10 protein-coding genes are annotated in these 25,285 nt (G+C 54.9%); all 10 read left to right on the plus strand.

All coding sequences use genetic code 11. The features are described 5' to 3' along the window. Position 1: 1 nt before the first annotated feature. From NSS79_RS17885 to NSS79_RS17930, 10 genes are read left to right on the plus strand one after another with little or no spacing between them, the layout of a single operon-like run. Positions 2–1,567 (plus strand): serine hydrolase domain-containing protein, encoded by a 1,566-nt coding sequence (locus NSS79_RS17885; RefSeq protein ID WP_342435532.1) that lies wholly within the window; start codon positions 2–4, stop codon positions 1,565–1,567. Continuing rightward, entirely contained in the window at positions 1,564–2,271 is a 708-nt protein-coding gene (locus tag NSS79_RS17890) for an alpha/beta fold hydrolase (RefSeq protein WP_342435533.1), read from the plus strand. The genes NSS79_RS17885 and NSS79_RS17890 overlap by 4 nt, the downstream gene beginning before the upstream one ends. A gap of 11 nt (positions 2,272–2,282) precedes the next feature. Further along, positions 2,283–12,206, plus strand: coding sequence for an amino acid adenylation domain-containing protein (locus NSS79_RS17895; protein WP_342435534.1), 9,924 nt, complete (start codon positions 2,283–2,285; stop codon positions 12,204–12,206). A gap of 4 nt (positions 12,207–12,210) precedes the next feature. After that, a complete protein-coding gene (locus NSS79_RS17900; RefSeq protein ID WP_342435535.1) occupies positions 12,211–16,662 on the plus strand; it encodes a beta-ketoacyl synthase N-terminal-like domain-containing protein in 4,452 nt (1,483 codons plus the stop codon). 23 nt (positions 16,663–16,685) lie between these two features. Next, positions 16,686–17,540, plus strand: coding sequence for a 3-hydroxyacyl-CoA dehydrogenase NAD-binding domain-containing protein (locus tag NSS79_RS17905; protein ID WP_342435536.1), 855 nt, complete (start codon positions 16,686–16,688; stop codon positions 17,538–17,540). Positions 17,541–17,560: 20 nt separating this feature from the next. Next, positions 17,561–17,818, plus strand: coding sequence for an acyl carrier protein (locus NSS79_RS17910; RefSeq protein WP_342435537.1), 258 nt, complete (start codon positions 17,561–17,563; stop codon positions 17,816–17,818). Beyond that, positions 17,818–18,945: an acyl-CoA dehydrogenase family protein gene (locus NSS79_RS17915; RefSeq protein WP_342435538.1), complete on the plus strand. Its 1,128-nt coding sequence runs from the start codon at positions 17,818–17,820 to the stop codon at positions 18,943–18,945. Before NSS79_RS17910 ends, NSS79_RS17915 begins: the two co-directional genes overlap by 1 nt. 37 nt (positions 18,946–18,982) lie before the next feature. Beyond that, entirely contained in the window at positions 18,983–20,305 is a 1,323-nt protein-coding gene (locus tag NSS79_RS17920) for an ACP S-malonyltransferase (protein WP_342435539.1), read from the plus strand. Further along, a complete protein-coding gene (locus NSS79_RS17925) occupies positions 20,302–21,933 on the plus strand; it encodes an amino acid adenylation domain-containing protein (protein WP_342435540.1) in 1,632 nt (543 codons plus the stop codon). Before NSS79_RS17920 ends, NSS79_RS17925 begins: the two co-directional genes overlap by 4 nt. A 16-nt stretch (positions 21,934–21,949) precedes the next feature. Further along, complete coding sequence (locus NSS79_RS17930; RefSeq protein ID WP_342435541.1) at positions 21,950–25,285, plus strand: amino acid adenylation domain-containing protein; 3,336 nt, start codon at positions 21,950–21,952, stop codon at positions 25,283–25,285.

The following is a 25,285-nucleotide window of genomic DNA, read 5'->3' on the forward strand; positions in this document are numbered from 1 at the left end:
CATGAACCGCTTGCTAATCAAAATGCTCTGTGCCTGTATTCTGCTTGGCATAGCTGCGCTGCCGCTAGCTTCGGCAAATACTGCTGGCAGCGGGATTTCGGCTGAGTCCGTCGACGAATATGTGCTTAGGCTGATGGATCAGACGGATCTTCCCGGTGTCTCTGTAGCTGTGCTTCGCGGTGACAAGACTTATGTTAAGGGGTATGGCAAAGCTGACACCAGCCGGAATATACCCGTAACCCCGGACACCTTGTTCGAACTTGGCTCCAACAGTAAAGCCTTCACCGGCGTCGGTCTGCTGCTGCTTGTCGAAAGAGGGCTTGTAGACCTGGAGGCGCCAGTAACCCGCTATCTGCCATGGTTAACACTGCAAGTGAAGGGGGAGTCTGCCGAACCAACGGTCGGGCATTTCCTCCACCAGACCAGTGGACTGGGCAGTGATTCCGTTTCGCTGATTGATCCGTCCACCGAAGACACCGCACTCCAGGATACAGTGCGCGGACTAAGCGAGAACCCGCTCTGGTATAAACCGGGGACCCAATTTCTGTACTCCACCGGAAATTATGATGTACTTGGCGCGATTATTGAAGCTGTGAGCGGGATGTCCTATGAATCCTATATGTCCGCTGAAGTTTTGCAGCCTTTGGGTTTAGAGCAAACATCCGCAGGAAGAGCGATCTTGCAAGGTGGCAAGGAAATCTCCCAAGGCTACAAGCCTGGACTTATCGGCAACAGAGAGTATCAAGCCCCCGTCTACCGCGGGAATACACCCGCAGGCTACATTTTGTCAAGCGCTAAGGATATGGCCCGCTGGTTGAATCTGCAGATGAACCCGGCAGCAGCGCCTTCAGAGCTTAGGGGGGCCATTGCCCGTGCGCAGATTCCCGATGAAACGGTCAAGGCAACAGAAACTCCTCCGTACACGACACCTTTTCGCTATGGCGGTGGCTGGCTTGTATTTAACAAAGGAGATCATACCCTCTTTTCACACGGGGGCAATAATCCTAATTTCTCTTCTTACGTCTTGTTTGATCCAGTAAAACAAATCGGAGTTGCTGTCCTGGGGAATCGGAATACGACGGCGACTTACGCCATCTGCGAGGGACTGTATGCCTTGCAGCAAGATCTGAAACCTGCCGCTGCACCAATGGATACTATGGACACGGCGAATCTCGCAGGACGGATCATTATCATCATTTGTGCGGCTCTTTGTCTCTGGATGATCTACGTATGGGTCAAGGATCTGCGCTTGATCCGCAATGGCAGACGGATGCGCAGGGGATCTTCTTTCGCTCTATACCTCAAGACATCCGGTTTTGTTATCCTAGCCGCTTTTATCGTGGGCGTAGCCTGGTATATACCCAAAATGCTTTTTTGGGGCTATTCTTGGAGATTTATTGTCGTCTGGGCACCGTTTACGATAGTCCCGGCTATGATTTTAATCGCAATCACAGGAACGATGTTCTCAGCCTTAAGACTGTTAAAAATGTGGTTCCCGCTACACCCAGAGGTGCAAACGGACCGCCGGACACAGCCGCAAGAGATTCAAGAGGAGGCTTCCTTATGACTATCAAGCTTTTTACAATTCCGTATTCCGGCAGCTCAGCGGCCATTTACCTGAAATGGAGGACCCTGCTGCCGGAAAATATCGAAGTGGTACCCCTTGAATTTCCAGGCAGAGGCAAACGGTTCGGGTCCAAGCTATGCGGCAGTATGGAGGAATTGATTGACGATCTTGTACAGCATATTAGCAGCCAGCTTCAGGGGAGTCCATATGCGCTGTACGGACACAGCCTGGGAGGACTGGCGGCTTATGAACTGAGTGTGCGGCTCCTGGAGAGCGGACAGTCGCTTCCGGTACATGTCTTCCTCTCTGGCTGTAATCCCCCGCACCTGCGTTATGGAGAGGAGCAACTGCATAAACTGCCGGACGAGCTATTCCTTCAAGAAATCATCAAGCTGGGCGGTACCGCTCAGGAACTGGTTAATCACTCGGAGTTAATGAGAGTTTTTCTGCCGATCATCAAAGCGGACTATAGAATCTACGAGTTATATGCCGGTAACGGCCGGTGCGTGAAGCTTCCGGTGGATTGCACGGTCATGCTCGGCACCGATGATCCCTTGATGCCTGCGGAGAACGGGATAGAGTGGGAGCAGTATATCAGCGGGAGCATGGTGATCAAAAATCTGCCCGGCGGCCACTTTTTCATTCATGACCGGCAGGATGATGTGATCGCCGCCATTCAGGATGCACTTGCCGTTCATAAGTGAGGAGGCCCGAGATGAAGGTTGAGAAAAACAACGTCCAGGATATTTGGCCGCTGCGGCCGCTGCAGCAAGGGATGCTGTTTCATTATTTGCAGGGGGAATCCAAAAGTGAATACATGGAGCACCTTGTCCTTAGCCTGCAGGGGAAAGTCGATAACCGGCTGTTCAATGAGGCCTGGCTCGCTGTCTACCGTGCGAATGACGCATTGCGGTCTGTTTTCAAATGGGAGGGTCTCCGGTCACCTGTACAGGTGGTGCTTCGGAGCCGTGAACCGTTGCCGGAAATCTATGATTTCACGGGCGGAATTATCCCTGATGAATTTAAGGCCGTCATTTCCAGTGAAGATCAAGCGGCTCTGAAGCAGACGAAGAGCATAGAAGAACGGATGCAGCTAACTGCAGAAATCATTGGCAAACGGAACCGTACGATACGTTTCGACCTGACCCGGGAAACCCTAAGAATCGTATTATGTAAGTTCGACGGGGAATGCAGATTGTTCCTTACGTACCATCACATTGTGCTGGATGGCTGGAGTCTCGGCATTGTGCTGGAAGAATGGCTTCATGCCTACCGGGCACTCGCTGAAGATCAGGAAGTGTCCCTCTCAGCAAAGCCGGGAATGAAGGCTTATCTGGCTGCTGTCAAAAGCTCACGCGAACCGGAACGGGAAGCGGTGTATTGGGCCGATTGCCTGCGGGATTATGAAATAAAGCAAACGATACAGCCGTTCTACAAACCCCGGCGCTCGGGATTCAAACGGGTATCCCTGAACATACCGGAAACGGCAGCGGCGGGAATGCGGCTATTTTGCCAAAACAATGGCATGTCGGTAGCCACCTTGATGAATGGTGCGTGGGGCATATTGCTCCAGCGGTTCAAACATGTCGATGATATTGTATTTGGCTCGACGTTATCCGGCAGGGGCGTTAGTCTTACCGGCATCGGGCGTATAGTCGGGCTGTTGATCAATACGGTGCCGCTGCGTCTTTCCAGCCGAAAGAGGGAAAGTGTTCTGGAGTATTTCGCGGGCGTTCATTCAGCAATCGCGGCCAGGCGTCCATATGAAATGGCTGGTCTGTCTGAGATCCGGGAATACGCTGGGATTCAAGGTACGGAGGAGTTATTTGATACCTTACTGGTCATGGAGAACTATCCGCTGGATAAGGTGCTGCTGGAGCAGCCGATGGCAGACTCAGTACCGGAAGATCTAACCGGGCAAGTTCCGTTGTCGATCAGTTCCTTTGAAATGGTGGAGCACACTCATTATCCGCTTACTCTGCTCATTCGGGAGAGCAGCGGTTTCGAAATGGACTTCATCTATGATCAGGAAAGCTATGAGTATTTTGTGGTAAATCAGATGTCACAGTGTTTTGTGCTACTGCTGCATAATCTTGTCGCGCAGCCAGAGGTACTGGTGTCAGACATTAGGATCGCGGAGCCTGACGCACTAAAAATGAACGGACTGCTGTCCTCCGCCGAACCCCTTAAGCAGTTCCGTGAACAATCTATTCCGCAGTGGTTCACCACGATGGCACGGAGCCATCCCCAGAACATTGCCATAATTCATGAGCAAGTCAAGTGGACCTATGCTGAGCTTGATCGGATGTCTGACCGGGTAGCCGCTGCACTGATTCGTCTTGGAGCCGGGCCGGAGCAATACATTGGAATCGAGTCTCGGCGGAGCCCGGAGACGATCATGGGACTGCTCGCGATTCTGAAATCCGGGGCGGCTTATGTGCCTCTGCACCCGGATTATCCCGAAGAGCGGATCAGGTTCATGATCGAAGATTCAGGAATGCGGCTTATGCTGTCAGACACAGATAGCCGGCTTTCTTTTATGAAATCCATGAATGTAGATACACTGTGTTACCAAGATATCCTTGTGAAAGAAGACCCAGCACCGCTGGACAGCTTCCCTTCTCCGCATGATGGCGGACACCGTCTAGCCTGCATTGTTTATACTTCCGGATCTACCGGAAAGCCCAAAGGCGTAATGATCGAGCATAGAGGGATCGTGCGGCTGGTCAAACATACAGAGTTTGTGAATTTCAGCACCAGCGATGTGATTTTGCCGACATGTCCGTTTGAATTCGATGTCTCCAACTTCGAGATCTGGGGGGCACTGCTGAATGGAGCGTCACTGTACCTGATGGCTCAGGACAAGCTGCTGATGCCTCAGGTATTAAAAGAAACGCTGCTCCAGCAGAAAATAAGCTTAATGTGGATGACTACACCGCTGTTCAATCAATTAGCCAGTGTGGATGCTTCGCTGTTCCGTTCCCTGCGTTATCTGATTATTGGTGGTGATACATTGTCGCCAACACAGATTAACAAGGTGAGACAGGCCTGCCCGGCTTTGGCACTTGTCAATGGCTATGGTCCTTCCGAGAATTCGGTGCTGTCCACCACATTTGCGATTGAACGGGAATATGAGACCAGAATCCCGATCGGCAGACCTGTCTCGAACTCCACTGCATATATTCTGGACCGGGATCAACAGCTTTTGCCTGTAGGAGCGGTTGGTGAACTATGCGTCGGGCTGGAAGGCGTGGCAAGAGGGTATCTGAACAACCCTGAGCTGACCGAAGCCAAATTTATTCCCGATCCGCTTTATCCAGAGTACAGGATGTACAGAACAGGGGATTTGGCCCGATGGCTTCCTGATGGAAATATTGATTTTCTCGGGAGAGCCGACAATCAGGTGAAGGTTCGGGGATACCGGATTGAGCTGCAAGAAATTGAACATGAATTAAGCCGGCTGCCCGGAATAGAAGACTGTACGGTTATTATTATTCAGTCACCTGACCGGGAGAAGGAGCTGGCTGCATATTTTGTAGCGGGCGACACACTGCAAACAGGTTCGCTAAGAAAAGCGTTGCTGGAACGGCTGCCATCCTATGCGGTGCCTACGCGTTACATGCAGCTTGCTGCGCTGCCGCTGACAATCAACGGGAAAATTGACAAGAAGGCACTGCGCAACCTGCCATTCCCTTCCTCAATCATTGGAGGTACACCCGCAAAATCATTGGCCTTTATGGAGATCACGGTGCTGGAAGCCTGGAAGGAAGCATTAGGGGTGGAACAGATTGGACTTGATGACCCCTTTTTTGATATCGGCGGAAATTCGCTCCTGACGATCCGTATCAGCGATAAGCTGAATGCCTCCACCGGTATTGAGCTGTCGGTAACCGATTTATTCCGATATCCAACGGTCAGAGAGCTCGCCGCGTACATGGCCGCGAAGCAAACCGAAGGGAGCCCGAAGAACGACACCGATCATGTAGCTGTTACCTCCCAAGTAGAGCAACATCCGATGGAAGGCGCTTCAGCAACAACCAGTGATATTGCTGTTATCGGACTTGCCGGAAGGTTCCCAGGTGCTGCCGATCCGATGAGTTTCTGGCGCAATCTGCGGGAGGGGAAGGAGAGCATTTCGTTCTTTTCCGATGAAGAATTGCGCGCTGCCGGAATTGCCGAGACGCTGCTGCGTGACTCCAGGTATGTGAAGGCCAAGGGGATGCTTGAGGATATCGAATACTTCGATGCGGAATTGTTCCATTACAGTCCGCAAGAGGCCGAACTTATGGACCCGCAGCTTCGCATTCTGCATGAACTCGCCTGGGCGAGCCTGGAGGATGCCGGATATGATCCCATGCGGTACCAGGATGCCATTGGCTTATTTGTTGGCGCAACGGTCCATTTGAACTGGGTAAACCGCCTGTTCGATTCACTGGAGGACGATACAGAACGCTGGCGGGCGGCAAATCTTAATGTACATTCCTTGAGCATGCCCATCTCATATAAGCTCAATCTGAAAGGTCCGTCGTTAACCGTAGAAACCGCCTGTTCTTCGTCTCTAGTAGCGCTACATCTAGCCTGTAATTCCCTGATGCGAGGAGAGTCGGATCTGGCGCTGGCAGGAGGGGTGTCGATCTCAGTACCCAAGAAATCGGGCTACACCTACCAGGATGGCATGATTAAATCGCCGGACGGGCACTGCAAAGCCTTTGATGCAGATGCCAAAGGGACAGTCAGCGGCGACGGTGCGGGTCTTGTGGTGTTAAAAAGGCTGGATCAGGCTGTTCGGGATGGCGATCATGTCTACGCTGTTATTAAAGGATCTGCGATTAACAACGATGGAACGCGCAAGGCTGGATTCACAGCACCTAGCGTTCAGGGACAACTAGAGGTTGTGACGGCTGCATTGGAAGCCGCAGCCGTCCCTGCGGAATCCATCAGTTACATTGAGACACATGGTACGGGCACCCCACTGGGTGATCCTATTGAGATCGAAGCCTTGTCCGGGTTGTTCCCCGCCTCCAATGGAACTGGAACAGCCATCGGGTCAGTCAAAACCAATATCGGACATCTCGATGCTGCTGCGGGAATTGCCGGATTCATCAAAACAGTGCTGGCACTGCATCACAAGCAGTTGCCTCCCAGCTTGCATTATAAGCAGGCAAATCCAGCCATCGGCTTCGACAAAAGTTCATTGTATGTCAATGCCACGCTTCAGGATTGGCTGCCGCCGGAAGGTTCGCCGCGCCGTGCCGGTGTAAGCTCCTTCGGAATCGGCGGAACCAACGCGCATGTCGTCCTGGAGGAGGCCCCGCTTTCCGTCGCCGCAGATCATTGGAACAGACAGAACCGGAATGAGGGATCACCCGAATTGTTCCTATTATCCGCTGCGACAGAAGAAGCCTTGCTGCAAAAAACAGAAGACTTGCTCTGTTATCTCAGTTCGGCAGAAGGTCAAGAGCAACAGCTTGCTGATATCGCCCATACGCTGAATACAGGCCGTCAAGAATTGAACTGCCGGGTGGCATGGGTTGCCTCGGATGCAGCTGAGCTTGCTGCCGGCCTGCGTGCTTTCCAGAGCGGAACACGCAACATTGCCCGTATCCGGGAGGCTGTGCATGTAGTATTCGCATTCCCGGGCCAAGGAACCCAGCATGCAGGAATGGCACGTTACCTGTATGATACGCAGCCGCTATTCCGGAGTGAAATGGATCGCTGCCTGGAGCTGGCCTCACCGATCTTGGCGACCGATTTACGGTCCATCTGGCTGCCGCAGCAGGGGCCGGACTCGGGAGGGTCAACACTGCCGGCAACGACTTTGAAGGCTATCGACCAGACCGAAATTGCCCAGCCGCTGCTGTTCATGGTGGAGTATGCGCTGGCCCGGCTTTTGCAGCATTGGGGCATCTCACAGGCGGCTATGATCGGGCATAGCCTCGGTGAATACACGGCGGCCTGCATCGCAGGCGTGTTGACACTGGAGGAGGCTATCCGGCTGGTGATCCGCCGATCCTCGCTAATGCAGCAGATGGAACACGGCGAGATGATTAGCATTGGCCTGGGGCATGAGCGTTTGCTTCCACTGCTGGGCGAATGGCCCGATCTGTGCGTGGCTGCGACCAACAGCCCGGAACTCACAGTGGTCTCGGGACCACCCGCATCCATTCGTGCCCTATCAGCCGAACTGCGGCAAAACGGCCACGAGCCGTTCCGTCTGCAGGTATCGCATGCCTTTCATTCCGCGATGATGGAGCCGATGCTCGGCCCCTACAGCAAAGTGCTCCAAGAAATCAAATTGGCGGCTCCGGCAATTCCGTATATCTCCAATGTTACGGGTGAGTTCATCACAGCCGAACAAGCGGTGGACCCTGAATACTATGTGAATCATGTCCGGCAAACCGTCAGGTTCTCGGAAGGTGTGACAACGCTGGCGGAACAGCTTGAGCCTGTATTTCTGGAAGTCGGCCCGGGCCGGACGCTGGGTCAACTGATCCGCCGAAATCCGGGTATCAGCAGTAACAATAAGATTCTTAGCATAATACCCAAAGCCTCCGAGGCTCAGGCCGCAGATGTTCATCTGCTTCAAGCCTTAGGCGACCTATGGATGAGCGGAGTGGCTATCAACTGGGAGAAAGTATTTGAGAACCGCAAAGGGCGGCGGGTTTCCCTGCCGGTGTACCCGTTCGAGAAGCACTATTACTGGAAATATCAGCAGGGGAAAGCAGAGAATATCCAACCGGACAGCTCGCTTTCCCGCAAACGTCCGGTTTCAGAATGGGCTTATGCCCCGGACTGGAGTGAGCAAGAGGGCAGTATGGAAGACAAACGTCCTGCCTGCAACGGACAGACGGTGCTTTTGTTCACTGAGCGGAGCCTTTTCGCTGACCAGCTTGCAAAGTTACTGGAGGAGCAAGGAGACCGCTGGATCAAGGTCTACCCCGAAGGGAGCTTTCAGAGGGAGTCTGCTGCAGAGTACACCCTTGATCCCAGCAACCCGGCCCATTATGCTCAATTGTTTGATGTGCTTGCCGAAGCCGGGATACAGCCGCCCGAACGGATCATTCATCTGTGGAGTCTCGGGTTGGAACAAGCCGAAACCTTGGTTCAGGCCCAAGTAGCGTCCGGTCGAAACGGGGAGAATCTTGCCGGCATTGAGGTGCTTAACCGCTGCCTGTACAGCGTACTGGAACTGGTTCGTGCGGCCGCTGTAGCCGCGCAAGGGAAGACGCTGGATCTTACGCTGGTCTCAAATCAAATGGAACGTGTCCATTCGAACGACATTGTAGATCCGCTAAAAGCTACCCTGCTTGGATTAGCCAGCGTTATCCCGCTGGAGTATCCGCATATCCGGGTGCATACGCTGGATCTCGACAAGGAGTCCGCCGCCGCGAATCCCGGACTTCTGCTGACACTGCCTTTCGAAGGATCGGAGGGTAAGGCTTGCCCGCTTCCCACTCGGCAAGCGCTGCGGTCCTCACACCGATATGAACACGGCTTCATCCGGGTGCCCCTTCCCCGGAGAACCCTTCCGTCTGGCGCTTTGCGCAAGGGAGCGGTGTACCTGATCACTGGCGGCCTTGGCGGAATCGGCCTTGCGCTCGCCGATTATCTGGCTAGTCAATATCAGGCCAGGCTTGTACTGGTTAGCCGCAAGCCGCATCCGGTACAGGAGCGGCTGGAGCAGCTAAGTGTGAGCGGAGCACAGGTGCATGTGGAATATGCCGATGTCGCTGACCGAGCATCGATGAAACGCGTCATTTGCGCAGCGGCGGAGCGCTTCGGCCCGCTGGACGGAGTATTCCATGCCGCAGGAGTGCCGGATGGAAGCATGATCCACATCGCAACAAGAGAACAAATCGCAGCGGTGCTGCGGCCCAAAATCGCAGGTACCACAGTTTTATATGAGGTGCTTGCAGATATGCAGCAGCCACCGGCATTTCTCCTGCTGTTCTCTTCGATCAGCGGCACGTTCGGTGCTTTCGGGCAGAGTGGGTACTCAGCGGCCAATGCCTTTATGGACGGATTCGCCCGTGCACATGCCGGGGAGTCGTCTGGAATGCGCGTAGTCAGCATGGATTGGGATGCATGGAAGGAGACGGGGATGGCTGTTGAGGCTATGAACAAATTTAACGGGTCCGACAAAGACGATTTGGATACCCCAGCCTACAAAGAAGGGCTTACGGACCTTCCGCTGCGCATCTCCCACCCGCTGCTGACCTCCAAAAGTGAGGCGGCAGGGGAGACGCAGACGGTTTATGTGTCCAGATTGTCGGCAGAGCATCATTGGGTACTGGACGGCCACCGGATGCTCGGTTCCTCCATTTTACCGGGAACAGGTTATGTAGAGATTCTCAGGGCATCGTTTGAAGAGTTAACCGGAGATACCGGCCTGAACATTGTAGAACTGTTTTTTCTACAGCCGCTTGTGGTTGAAGAGATGTGTGAGCTAAGAACCGTATGGTCCAAAAATAGCAGCGGCTGGGAATTCTCCATGTCCTCCATAGGAGCGGCAGGAGAATGGGTACAACATGCCAAAGGCTGCGCGGAGCGCCTGGAAGAGCAGACTGATCGGACACTCAGCGACACAGAGCTCAATAAGCTCCATAACTGCCTATTGGCAGCAACGGTTCCTGTAGAAGCAGATCGAACCAAGGAGGGCACGAAGGTACGCATGCAATATGGCCCTCACTGGAACAACATGCGCCGGTTCTTCCGAAACGAGAATGAAGCTGTTGCCGAATTGTCACTGCCAGAGGATCTGGCAAGGGACTCGGCTGATTACGGAGTTCATCCCGCTCTGATGGACCGGGCTACGAGCCTGCTGGGCGGACAAACGGAGGACAGCCGTGCTTATCTGCCTTTTGCGTATAAGAACCTCCAGATTCTCCGGCCGTTTCCTGCTAATCTCTGCACCATTGTGCAAGAAGGGGAACAAAGTGAAGAAGCCCGGACGTATACCTGCCTCATTACTGATCTGGAAGGCAGTGTACTCATGGAGATTGAAGAATATGTCATGAGAAAAGTCCGTGACCAGTCGCTGTCAGACAAGTTGCCTTTGGAACGCGAAGGAATGTTGCCTGCGGTCGGCAATTATCGGCTGGGATTAGCCGTACCAGGTGAACTGAACAGCCTGCATATCCTGTCTGAATACCGGATGCCGCCGGGACCGGATGAGGTAGAGATTAGAGTGGCGGCTAACGGCCTGAACTTTAAGGAAGTGCTGTATGCACTCGGTGTGCTCAAGCTGCCGGATACCTATGGTTTCAGCTTCGGCCTGGAATGCGCCGGGACGGTAACGAGGGTGGGGGCAGGCGTAACCGGTTGGCTGCCTGGAGATGAAGTGATGGCGATAGCCGGAGCAAGCTTGGGTAAATACGCGCGAGTGCCGGAAAGCTCGGTGGTGCGCAAGCCTTCCCGGATATCGTTTGCTGAAGCGGCAACCCTGCCGATTGCCTTTATGACAGCATACTACGCCCTGATTATCCGTGGACAGCTCTCCTTGCGCGAGAAAGTGCTGATTCATACGGCAACAGGCGGCGTGGGTCTGGCAGCCGTGCAAATCGCCCAGTGGGCTGGAGCGGAGATTTATGCAACGGCCGGTACCGAAGAGAAACGAGACTACCTGCGTTCCCTGGGTATCTCCCATGTGTACTCCTCTCGGGATCTTGCTTTTGCCGACCAAATTCGTAAGTCTGCCGGAAGTGTAGACGTGGTTCTGAATTCCCTGACGGGAGAGGCTGTCGAAAAAGGCCTTTCCTTATTGGCCCCGCATGGCAGATTTCTGGAAATGGGCGTAAAGGACATTATGGAGAACAGCAAGCTGGGAATGCGGATTTTCGAGAAAGGAATTTCTGTGTCAGCCATCAGCATGGACAGTGGCCTGCCAGGCTACACAAGGCTCTTCCGCGAGATTGCCCGGCATGTGGAAGACGGCACTTTTACACCGCTGCCTGTGATTCCCTACCGGTTCGCAGATACGGAAGAGGCTTTCCGGTATATGGCATCGGCCAAGCATATCGGCAAAATCGTCATTACCCAGGAACATGTTGCAGCTCAAAAGCCGGAGACGGTGCAGCTCGAGGGTGGAATGACCAACGCTGAAGGAATGGAAGTGCTTGAGCATATTTTAACCAAAGTCATGAGTACAGAGTTGTCCCACGTTCAGTGGCTGTTGTCAACGACCGACCTGAACACCCGGTATTCCTTACTTGAGGCCAACACGCCGGAGGGGATAAGACCTGCTAATAAGCCTCTTCCTGCAGGACGCAAGCGGAAACGGAAACGGATGGCTAACAGCACCGAATATGCACCTCCGCTTACACAGACGCAGAAGAAGCTGGCAGAACTGTTCATGGACTATCTGGAGCTGGAGGCGATCGGGCTGCATGACAATTTTTTCGAAGCGGGAGCAAGCTCACTTGACCTGATTCAGATTAATGCCCAAATCAATGCTTTGTCTGTCAAAGATACGTCGATTGTCAAAATGTACTCCTACCCGACGGTTCATCTGCTGGATGCCTATTTGTTCGCGGACAGGGAAGACCAGACGGACAAGAGCGAGGTTCTCAAAGATTCCGAAGACCGCAAAAGAAAAGCAAGCCGCTTGAAAACACTGGAGTCCATCAAGGGAAGAAGGTGACGTGATGAGTGAAGAGACCGCTGAGACCGGACTTGAGATTGCCATCATTGGCATGAGCGGTAAATTTCCGGGCGCGGATAATATCGAGGATTATTGGAATCTGCTGATGCAGGGCGCATCCTCCGTAACCCAATTCAGCTTCGAAGAGCTTCGGGAACAAGGGATTTCTCCAGAACGTTTGAGCCATCCCGATTACGTCAAAGCGAAGCCTTACCTGGGCAACGTATACGATTTTGATGCTTCTTTATTCGGATATGCCCCCTGGGAAGCCGAGAACATGGACCCCCAGATCCGTCTGTTCCACGAAATTGTCTATCATGCGCTAGAGAATTCGGGCTATCACCCCGACCGCTATGACGGCCAAATTGGCATGTATGCCGGAGCCCCGCTCGACCTGAAATGGACGAGTGATCATCTGTCCCGTCACGGAGACGGAGAAGATGTGCTGGAGTCGGGCATCGTGTCGAGCAAGGATTTCTTAAGCCAACTGATTTCCTACAAGCTCAATCTGACGGGACCCAGCTACACCCTGTACACCGCCTGTTCAACCTCACTCGCAGCAGTCCATCTGGCTTGCCAGGGTCTCCTGCTTGGAGACTGCAATCTGGCCGTTGCCGGAGGGGTGACGCTGGAGCAGCCGGGCAAGTCGGGTTATCTCTACCAGGAGGGCACTATTTATTCTAAAAGTGGCGTTTGCCGCCCTTTCGACAGCCGGGCCGATGGCACCATCTTCGGAGAAGGTGCAGGCGCGGTAGTGCTCAAGCGCTTCTCGGAAGCTATAGATGACGGCGACCATATCTATGCCGTGATTAAAGGCTCGTCGAGCAACAATGACGGGCGTCGAAAAGTAGGCTTTGCTGCCCCAAGCCTGGAGGGCCAGAAGGAGGTCATCCGCTCGGCCTGGAACCTTGCAGATATTGAACCGGATACCGCCGGTTACATCGAAACCCACGGTACCGGCACCAAAGTCGGTGACCCGATTGAATTTACCGCCTTACAGCAAGTGTTCGGGGAGGAGAGCCAGCACCGGCCCATCGGCTCGGTCAAGGGCAACATCGGACATCTTCATGCCGCTGCCGGGATTGCCGGCTTGATCAAGACCGCTTTGTCTCTGGAACGTGAGATGATTCCGCCGACAGCAAATTATGCTGAACCCAATCCGCTGCTGGAGATGGAGAAGTCGTCCTTTTACCTCAGCCGGGAACCCGTGGTGTGGCCTAGAGGGAAGCTGCCGCGCCGCGCAGGCATCAGTTCGTTTGGCGTTGGCGGCACCAATGTCCATCTGGTTCTCGAGGAGCCGCCAATCCGGGCGCTCAGTGAGCCGGCGGAGCTTCCGGCTGTTCTGCTTCTCTCGGCCAAAAGCCCTGCCGCCCTGGAGCGGATGCAAGGCGAGTTGGCAGATCATTTGGAGAACATATCAAGCAGCGTACCGCTGGCCGATGTTGCGTTCACGCTGCAAATGGGACGGGGGCAATTCAAATACCGGCTAGCCTGTACTGCAGTGCAGACGGAAGAGGCTGTCCGCCTTCTAAGAGGTTCTGAAGGTGTGGGAATGATTCGATCTTCTCAGGAGCGTATCCACCGTCCGGTGGTGTTCATGTTCACGGGCCAAGGCTCGCAAGTTATGGGGATGGGCGCAGAGCTGTACCAGCGCCATCTGTCCTATCGCCAGGAAGTGGACCGGTTGTCGGAGCTGCTGCGGCCGAAGCTTGGCCTTGATATCCGCCGCTATATCGGCGTGGCGGAGGCAGAACCTCTGACTCTTGCCGGCACTTCCTCCGATTCCGAGCTGGACCAGACCTGGCTTGCTCAGCCCGCATTGTTCGTTTTGGAATATGCGCTTGCCCGTGCCTGGATGAAGCTTGGTGTCCGCCCTTCACACATGGTGGGACACAGCATAGGGGAATATGTTGCGGCAACACTCGCCGGGGTCTTCACTCTTGAGGATGCTCTCGATATTGTTGTGGCTCGCGGACGACTGATGCAGTCCGCTCCAGGTGGCATGATGTTAGCCGCAGCTATTCCTGCATCTGAAGCAGGCCGGTATGTCAGTGCAGACGTATCGCTCGCAGCTATTAACCAGCCGGGATTATGCGTATTCTCAGGCGACGAAGAAGAACTGCGGCTGCGGCAGGAGGAGTGGAGCCAAGCGGGGATTTTCACGGCAAGGCTGAACACCTCTCATGCGTTTCACTCTGCACGGATGGATGCCGTTCTGGAGCCGTTCGGCGAGGTTCTCCGCTCCAAACACCTGAATACACCCGAGCTGCCGTTCTATTCCTGTCTGACCGGTGAACCTGTCACTAGCGAGATGGCAGTAAATCCCGAGTATTGGACCGCGCAGCTTCGCGGGACGGTGAACTTCTCGGCGATGATCAGCGGCTGTCTAGCCAATGAGGACAATGTCTTCCTTGAAATAGGCCCAGGCCAGACGTTATGCCGTCTGGCGAAAGCTCAGACCGGAAGCGACCAGCTGGTGCTGTCCAGCCTGGGGGCCACGGCAGCAACAAGTGAAGCAGTCGTTTTCGTGCAGACCTTGTCCCAGCTATGGCTGGCCGGGGTACCCGTCCAGTGGGAGGAGCTCTATCCGCCGCAGTCCCGCCGGCGGCTGCCCCTGCCTATGTACAGCTTTGACCGGCAGACCTATCTGCCTAGGCCAACGCTTCCAGGGCCACTCCGGGCGGCAACGGCGGAGCAGAACATTTCCTTGCTCTATCTGCCTGCATGGAAGCAGGAGCCGCTCCCGGATGCACCAAATAATACCCGTTCGCATCCTCTAACCTGGCTCATTCTGCGGGAAGAAGGCCGGGCAGTCGAGCGATGTAAAGAACGGCTTGTTGAACAGGGAGACCGCTGTATCGAGGTGCTGGCTGCTGCGCAGTATCGACGGCTCGCACCGGATCTGATCGAGCTGAATCCGGTCCATGCCGGGGATTACCAGCGGCTCGCCGGTGACCTGCGAAGGGACGGCATTATCATCGACCGCATTCTCCATGCCTGGATGCTGGAAGAGCAGCCGCAGCCCGGAATTCTGTCCGCTGCAGAGATGACGGGAGCAGCCGCAGCCGAGCGCGGATACCTGTCGCTCATTCATCTAGTCCCTGCCCTGGATAAGGATCTCTGCGGAGCGCAAGTCCAGCTAACGGTGGCGGCCAGCCGGATCTTTACGATCTTCGGAGCAGGAAGAGGTGAGGCGGAACGACGGGCCATCCTTGGGCCAATCCTGACCTTGGGCCAGGAGCAGCCGGGCTGGCAGGGCCGGCTGGTTGACTTCCAGCCTGAGGAGCCCGAAAGACGTCTGACAGACAAGCTTTGGCTGGAACTCATGTCGCCTCCCGGTACTTCGATAGTAGCTGCTTACCGGGGCGGGACGCGGCTGGTGCAGGCTTTTGAACCATTTACAGCTCCAATTCAATTGGGTGAGCCTGCTATCTTCTCCGAAACAGCGGCAGCAACACCCGGGGAGGTTTATCTGGTTGTCTCTCCCGCTGGTGGCGCGGAGTTGATCCGCAGCTTTTTGGCAGCCCGGCCTGGTGTGGAGGTCATAGCATCCGAAGGTCTCGGATCAGATCAGCTTCGTCAGGCCATTGCGGCAGCGGTTGGAATCTGCGGCCGGATTGACGGGGTGGTATACGAACCGGAGCTGCAAGCCTTGGAATGGCGGACACTTGCGGCGTTGTCTGCGGCGGCGAACCCCAAGGTTCCGGCGCCCCGCACCTTCCAGGAACTGAACAAGCTGCTGCAGAGCTGCGGTGCTGAGATCGGTTTTGGCTGGCTATTATCTTCCTTGTCTTCCGTAGTTGGCGGACTGGGCCTCACCGAACTGGCAGCGGCAGCAGGCGTGCTTGATGCCGCTGCGGAAGATGCGGGCAGCGGGAATATCCCCTGGCTGTCGCTGAGCCGGGATTTCATCCGCAGCACGGCAGCCCCGGGTCCGGGCATTACCCGGGAACAGGAATATGCCTTATATGAGCAACTGTGGCCGATCCGGGGACAGATCAGCCGGGCCATTATTTCTGCTCAGCCTCCAACATTCCGGTTGAAGATCGCCTCAGAGGAACAGCCACTTCCGGTGGAAGCCCATCCCTCCGCCCATCCTTACGATGCTGCGGGCAGTCGCGAGCGCCCGGCTTATCTGGGAGCATACAAACCTCCAGTGACGGAGCAGGAGGCTATCATCTGTGAGATTATCGCCGAATTGCTTGGAGTACATCCGGTGGGTGTGGACGACCATTTTTACGATTTGGGTGGACATTCGCTGCTGCTGATACGACTCCTGTCACGAATCAAGGATGTGTTTCGCGCCGAACTGCCGCTTCGTACCGTGATGGAGAATCCAACGGTGGAAGGGATGATCCACAGCTTGGTGAGCGAGTGGGGAGATGCCGGAACCTTAGCGGACATTGCAGATGCCTACCGGGAATATCAACGGCTGGCCTATGAAGGTGTACAGTGAGCAGAATTCAGGACGGAGGAAGAATGATGGAACAGAGGATTGGCGTTATAGGCTCAGGTGTGATGGGAAGCGGCGTAGCCCAAGTCTTCGCTCAAGGAGGGTACGACACGGTAGTTGTAGATGTATCCGAAGCGCAGATGCGCCGAACCCGGGAGAAGATCCGGGAGAGCCTTCGTTTTCAGAAAATGATGACGGGTGTGGCCCCGCGGGAACGTGCTGAGGTGGTGCTGGACCGCATCCACTTCACCCAGGAGATCGAAGACCTCGCTGCGTGTTCGTTCGTGGTGGAGAATGTGACCGAGAGCTGGGAAATCAAGCAGACGGTATACGAACAGCTTAACAAGGTCTGCGCGAAGGATTGTATTCTGGGGGTCAACACGTCGGCGATTTCAATCACACGAGTTGCCGCATTGGTGGAACGCCCCGAACGGGTTGTCGGGATTCATTTCATGAATCCGGTGCCGCTCAAACCTATGGTTGAAGTCATCAAAGGATACCATACCACCCCGGAGACGCTGCAGATGACGCAGGAAATGCTGGGAACCCTCGGCAAGCAAAGCGTAGTCGTTGACGACTCGGTCGGGTTTGTGACGAACCGGGCGATGATGATTTTTGTCAATGAGGCCATCTTTATGGTGCAGGAGCAGGTAGCTTCCTCGGAGGACATTGATATTTTGTTCAAACAGTGTTTCGGGCACAAGATGGGCCCCTTGCAGACAGCCGACCTCATTGGTCTGGACACCATTCTCAAGTCACTTGATGTACTTTACGAAGGCTATAACGACAGTAAATACCGCCCTTGTCCCTTGCTCAAAAAAATGGTTGATGCCGGGCTTCACGGTATGAAATCCGGTCAGGGTTTTTATTCTTACAATTGATTACAGGAGGCTGATCCCCTATGAATCATGAGGAAATCAAAGTACAGGTGACTACATTTCTTACCCGCTCGCTGCGTACCAAGGAACTTAAGGAGGACGATAACATCCTGGAGCTGGGCCTTGTGCATTCCCTGTTCATGATCCAGTTGATTATGTTCATCGAGAAGACCTTTCATCTGGAGCTGGAAGAAGAGGATTTGGATATGGACAATATCAAGACGGTCCGCGATCTGGTAGTTCTGATTGAACGCCATCAACCTACGGGAGCTGAAATCTAATGACTACGCCACTAAAAGCGACCTCCATTCCTACCGCCCTTACCATCCGCCAGTTTGTTGACACGCACATCCTGCCGCAGGCCGCCCAGATGGATCAGGAGCAGGAGATTCCGCGCTCATTGTTCACTGAGATGGCAGCCGAAGGACTTACAGGCCTTGCGATTCCAGAAAAATATGGGGGAACTGCCGTCGACTACGCCACACTTGGAGCCATTCATGAGGAGTTGGGCCGCGGATATGCCTCGGTGCAGAATGCCTGTACTGTGTTCGGCATGGTCTGCAAACCGCTGGCGCGGTTTGGGTCGGAAGCCCAGAAGCAAAAATGGCTGCCCGCCATCGCGGCTGGCGGGGTAATTCCGGCGATAGCAATCACCGAACCGATGGTGGGCAGCGATATTGCCAAGCTGGAGACGGAAGCGGTTCAGGAAGATGGACAAATCATCCTGAATGGCCGCAAAAAGTACATCACGCTCGGGCAAATCGCCGATTTGTTCCTGGTGTTCGCCCGCTTGAACGGGCGCGGGGTCGCTGTACTGATGGAACGGGGAACTCCCGGTTTGCAGATTGATCCTATGCGGGGGCTGATGGGGCTGAGGGCCAATATGGTTGCCGAGCTGACCTTCGAGCATTGCAGTGTGCCTGTGGATAATTTGGTTGGCAAAATCGGCTTCGGCTTCACCCATGTGGCGAACTATGCGCTGGACGAAGGCCGTTACACCACCGCCTGCGGCAGCGTCGGGTTAGCACAGGTCTGTCTGGAGCAAAGCATCCAGTATGCCGGAGAGCGGTTCCAGTTCGGTGAACCCCTGCGCAAGCATCAGCTTGTGCAGAAGATGCTCAGCGAAATGATTACCGAGTCCAAAGCCGCCCGCGAGCTGTGTGCCGCCGCCGGGAGACTGCGGGAGCAAGGTGATCCGGCGGCCATCACAGAGACCTTGGTCGCCAAGTACCATGCTTCCAAAACGGCTGTCCATGCAGCAGATCATGCCTTGCAAATACACGGCGCTTCAGGCTGTATGAGCGGCAATCCGGTAGAACGGTTCTACCGGGATGCCAAGATTATGGAGATTATTGAGGGGACTTCACAGATGCATGAGCTGCAAATCGCACGCACCTTCCGTTTGTGACACTATGCCGCAACTTTGGCAGAAGGGTGAGGATCGGATGAACAATCAAGCAGACCTGGCTTTATTATTCCCTGGATCAGGGTCCCAATATAAAGGAATGATGCGGAGCCTATATGAATCCTCGCGCATGGTGCAGGACACCTTGCATGAGGCAGACGACATTCTCGGTTTTGAATTATCCCGGCTGATGATGGAGGGCAGTACGGTGAAGCTGAACCGGATCGGGCATATGCTGCCGGCCATCTGTGCGGCGAGTGTTGCCCATTACCGCCTATACCGGGAGCAAGGCGGACCGCTTCCAGCCTATATGGCGGGACACAGTCTGGGCGAATATTCCGCACTAATTTGCAGCGGTGCCTTGTCCTTCAGGGACGGGCTAATGCTGGTCCGCTTCCGTGCCCGACTGGCGGAAGCGGTTATAGACACCACGGGCGGCGCCATGAGTATTATGAAATCGGTTGATCCTGCACAAGTCGCATTGCTGTGCCTGAAACTGCAAGCCGAGGGGCGGGAGGTCAGCATTGCCTGTCAGAACTCCCGCAGCCAGATCGCGGTTTCCGGTCAAGACGCTGCACTGGTCGAGCTGGAGCAGCGGGTAACAGAAGCGTCAGATTATGCACAGATCAGCCACTTGATCGGAAGCGCCCCTTATCATTGTGCTCTAATGCAGCCGAGAGCCGCTGAAATGACGGAGGAACTGCTCAAGTATAACTGGAGCCTTCCGGCATGTCAGCTTCTGTCCAATGTAACCGGACGGCCTTATACATCTATCCAGGAGATGCAGGGGCTGCTGGCGCAGCAGCTATACAAACCGGTGCTGTGGCAGAACTCCATCATGTATCTGCTGGAGAACGGTGTTCAGACATTCATTGAAATGGGTCCGCAAAACATCCTCAAAACACTGATGCCCGAAATTTCTGAGCAGACCCGTGTATATGCCCATGATGAAAAGGTGGACCGGATGACCATTAGAGATCACATAGCCGCTTCTTCAGCCACTCCTGTGCCCAGGCACAAGGCTGAGACAAGCCCGCCTGCCGCAGATTTGCGGCTTAAAGCAATAAGTATGTGTCTCACCCATGCCATGACCACCCGCAATAACAACCAGGCTGATGTTCCGGTTATGCCGTCCTTGGAGCTGTATACGCAAGTCAAACGGATGAAGCATGAGCTGGATCAAGGGGAAATAACACTTGGAGAAGAGCATGTTGACCTGGCAATATCCATGCTGCAGGCTGTGTTTGAAGATAAGCGTACCCCGGACAGTGAACGGGAGCTTCGATGGCTGCAGATCAAGGAAAAGACCGGTGTGGAGCGGCAAGCAGAGATTACTTCCATTGTAAGGAGGGAAGCGGAATGAGTCTGCCTACTGCAGAGAACGAATTGCTGCATACGCTGCGCGGCTTTAATGATACCGCTGCGCCTTATTCACAGGACACCACCATTGTCCAGCAGTTTGAAGCACGCGTGGCGGAGCAGCCGCTCGCACCTGCTGTATACGTGAAGGAGGCAATCTACACTTACGGGGAATTGAACCGTGCGGCGAACCGGCTGGCTCATGCGCTGCGGTCAAGCGGTGCCGGAAACGGGTCGATTGTCGCCTTAATGCTTGAGCGTTCTTTTGACATGCTGGTTGCCATATACGGAGTACTCAAAGCCGGAGCCGCGTATTTGCCGCTGGATCTGGAGAGTCCGCCTATGAGGCTGCAGACCATGCTGTCTGACAGTGCCCCGGGCTGGGTCATTACGGAGGGAGGCGTTTCCCGTCCGTCTGTGCTGCCTGCAACAGCAGAATGGGTCCCACTAGATAGTCTGGCAGATCGTGATCTGCCCGAGACGAATCTGCCGGACGGACCAGAACCAGGTGACCTGGCTTATGTAATCTATACATCCGGTTCCACCGGCAACCCCAAGGGTGTGCTTGTGGAACATGATGCCTTGACCAACCGGATCGAATGGATGCAAAAAGCCTTCCCCATTACCCACAAAGATATCCTGTTCCAAAAAACAGTGTATACGTTTGATGTCTCGGTCTGGGAAATGGTCTGGTGGTCAACCGCTGGCGCTGCGGTCTGTCTTCTGCAGCCTCGCAAAGAGAATGATCCGCGCATGTTCGTGAGACTGATCGAGAAAACAGGGATTACTGTCATTCATTTTGTTCCCTCTGTATTGCGTTTGTTCCTTGAATATATCGGCAGCGATTTTGCACTGGAACGCTTGCGCAGCCTGCGTTATGTCTTTTGCAGCGGAGAAGCGTTGACCGTCCCGCTGGTTAGTCAGTTCTATCATACCTTCCTAGCCGAACAAGGAGTGAAGTTGATCAATCTCTATGGTCCTACGGAAGCGGCGATTGATGTCACCTATCATGTCTGCGAGCGGGATGCTCTGGACCAGCCAGTTCCCATCGGACGCCCCATTGACAACATCCGCTTGTATATTCTGAGGGATGATTTGACGCATGCATCTATTGGAGAGACGGGACAGCTATATATCTCAGGAGTGGGGCTGGCACGCGGATATCTGAACCAGCCACAGCTAACGCTGGAGAGATTCGTGCCCAATCCCTATGAACCCGGACAGCGCATGTACCGTACAGGCGATCTCGCCTCATGGACTATGGAGGGGGAGGTCATGTATGCCGGACGGGAGGACGATCAGATCAAGCTGCGGGGACTGCGCATTGAGTTGGGTGAAGTGGAGAGCTGTTTGCTCCGAGCAGCCCATGTAAAAACCGCCGTTGCCGGGGTGCGCATAGGGGATGCCGGGGAACAATTCCTAACCGCCTTTGTGGTTGCGGCTGCAGACGCGGAGCCCATTCCGGAACAGGACAAGCTGCGGGCGCTGCGCGCCGAGCTTGCGATGTATTTGCCTGCGTATGCGATTCCGACAGAGATCATCTGGATGGATGAAATTCCACTGAAACCAAACGGCAAGGCAGACCGGAGCCTCCTGCTTGCCATCCACGGAGGTAAGGCCGCACAAAGCTAAGGGGGCGGAATGGAAGATGATAAACAATGAGCTGTATGACAGATTATTGCGCAACAAAGGCATTTCAGTTCCGGGGCACAAGCACACCGCAATTACCCGTACAGGAGAGTCTGGTTCCTTCGGCTTGTCCCCCGCGCAGCGCGGGATCTGGTTCCTCCAGCAGCTGCATCCGGGCAGCGCCGCCTTCAATAACAGCGCGGTGCTGAAGATCGAAGGGAACCTCGACACAGACTGCATGCGGGCAGCACTGCGCTCCCTGCTGGAGCGCCACGAACTGCTGAACATGAATTACAGACTGCACCAGGGCGAACCGTGCGCCTGTCCTCACGCAGGAGACTTAGCTTTTGAAGTAGTGGGAGCGGAGGGCGGTGGCAAAGCCGCTTCTTCCGAATGGCTGCATGCCGAAATCACACGTATTGCAGGCAGTCCGATAGACCTGGAGCATGATCCGCTAATTTCTTTTACACTGCTGCAGGTGAGTGAGCAGGAGCATATCTGGATCATCCGCATGCACCATATTGTAGCGGACGGCTGGTCCAAGGGGATTCTCTTTCGTGACTTCACACATCTGTATGAAGCAGAGTTGAACCGGACAGCACCAGACTTGCAGCCGCTTACGATCCAGTACCGGGACTATGTAAGGTGGCTTGAGAGCCGGAGGGAAGAAACGGCGTATTCACGGGATCTGGCATTCTGGCTGGACAAGCTGGAAGGCGCGCCTCCTATGCTGGACATACCCGCCGATTTTAAACGGCCAAGCTCCATGTCGGGCTTGGGAGGGATGGAGTCGTTTCGGATAGAGCCTGACGTGTATGAGCGCATTGGCAGCTTCTGCCGGAAGGAACGCTTATCGGTGTTTCATTTCCTGCTGACCGTCTTCAAGACGCTGCTCTTCCGGTACTGTGCAGAAGAAGATTTGCTTGTTGGAACTCCGGTAGCCGGACGGACAAGAACCGAGCTGGAGCCGCTGATAGGGATGTTCGTGAATACTGTGGTAGTCCGTACGCAACCGCGGGACGACCTGTCTTTTATAGACTATGCAAGGAGCGTTCAGGAAGAGGCTTTGCTGGCTTTTGACCATCAGGACCTGCCGTTCGATCTGCTTGTCGAGAGACTGAACCCGGACCGCGAGCGAAGCGTACAGCCCGTCTTTCAGACCATGTTCCAGCTCGATAATCTGGAGATACCTGTTATGGAAGCGCAAGGTCTCCGCTTATCAGCCGTCCCGCTGGACATCGGAATTGCCCAGAATGATCTGTCCGTATCCTGCTGGGAGGAGGACGGAGGACTGCAGGGGACTTTTGAATTCAGCTCCGATCTGTTCACAAGAGCAACGATGAGACGAATGATCGGGCATTTTATCCGGCTGGCGGTGGCAGCTCTGGACAATCCGCAGGAGACGCTTGGACGGTTTAATCTGCTGGAGGCCTCAGAAGAGAAGATGATTTTACGGACATGGAACGAAACAGAGCAGCCAATACCGGAACAAGGATTTGTAAGGTGGATTGAGCGCAGAGCTGTCCAAACTCCAGAGAAATGCGCGGTGCTAGAGGGAGAACATGCACTTAGTTACCGCGGCCTGAACCAGTGGGCGAACCGTCTTGCGGCACAGCTTATGGACAAAAGCCTGTACGCGGAGACGCCGGTGATCGTCTGCCTTCCCTCCTCGGGACGTTTTGTGGCGGCTGCACTTGCCGTATCCAAAGCAGGAGGAGCCGTGGTGCCCGTTGATCCTGCGATGCCCCGGGAACGTATCCGGCAGATGGTGGAGGAGCTTGGCGACGTGTATGCACTTAGTGATGCCGTCCATTCCGAGTTGCTGTCGCTCCCGCCAGAACGGGTAATCTTGCTGGAGGAACCGATCCCAGTGTTCGGTGAGCAGGACGAGCGGGGACCGGACAACGGATTATCGCCGCAGGCGCTCGCTTTTATCATCTTTACTTCCGGTTCCACAGGGGTTCCTAAAGGAGTCCTTCTGGAGCGGCGCAGCATCGATAATCTGGTCCACTCCTTTCTTTCATCGTACCAGGCGACGGACTTGGATCGTCTGCTGCCGATTACATCGGTTGCTTCAGCCAGTTTCATCGGAGAGTCGCTGCCGATTCTGGCTGCTGGAGGGACTCTCGTCTTGCCGGATACCGAAACCGTGCTGCACCCTGGCAAGCTGCGGGCCTACATGGAGCAGCATCACATTACGATCCTCAGCACCGTACCCTCTATGATTCGGCGCTTGAATAGCGACGGCGGAACCTCTTCCCTGCTTCGCCTCATTCTGAGTGGTGGAGAGACTCTGCTGCCCACGCATGTGGACAGGCTGCGCGGAATGGATATTGCCAACGGGTATGGACTATCAGAATCCGGCGTGTGCAGTACGTATAAGTTACTGAAGCCCGTCCAGGACGGGGAGCAAGCCGTTTCCGCCTCACTGGGCAGACCGGTAGCCAATCAGCAAGTCTATGTGCTGGACTCTCATCTACGGCCGGTTCCGATTGGGGTCAAGGGACAAATCTGCATCTCTGGACACGGATTGGCCCGTGGATATTTGAATCGCCGTGACTTGACCGAAGCGGCATTTGTTCCCCATCCATTCCGCCAAGGCGAACGGCTGCTTCTGACAGGGGATACCGGATATTTGCTCCCCGGCGGCGAGCTTGCCTTTATCGGCCGCAGTGACCGGCAGGTCCAAATCCGCGGGTACCGGATTGAACTAAGTGAAGTAGAGCGGCATTTGTGCACGTTCCCGGAAGTCGAAGAGGCAGCCGTGCATCCTCAGCCCGATTTTGAAGGCAACCTGCGGCTGATCGCGTATTATACGGTCCGCAGCCAAGCGAGCATTATCGGCCAGCAATTGGCCCATTGGCTGGAGTCGCGGATTCCTTCATATATGAAGCCAGCTGCTTATATTCATCTGGAGCATATTCCCTACAATGCCAATGGCAAGCTGGAGGTTTCTGCCCTTCCACAGCCTGGCGAGAGCCTTGCCTGTAACGGGGCCGCCTATGAACAGCCCCAGACCGCCGCAGAGAAAACCATCGCAAAAGTCTGGGAGGAGATTCTTCAGCTCCGGCACTTTGGCGTGGAAGACAACTTTTTTGATCTGGGCGGACATTCGCTGCTGCTCGCCAAAGTGCATGACCGGCTCAGCCGGGAATTTTCCGTTCCGCTGACGCTGGTGGATTTGTTCAAATACCCGACGGTCCGTTCACTTGCCGGATATCTCAGCGAAGACTCGCGCGATGCTCTGGGGACTGACATTTACGAGACGGCCGCGAAGCAAAAAAACGCATTTCTCCGTTACCGGAAAACAGCTTCTTCCGTAGCGGTTCGCAGCACCACAGAGAAGGAGGAATAG

The sequence above is a fragment of the Paenibacillus sp. FSL L8-0436 genome, from assembly GCF_038593025.1.
Classification (GTDB): Bacteria; Bacillota; Bacilli; order Paenibacillales; family Paenibacillaceae; genus Paenibacillus_AQ.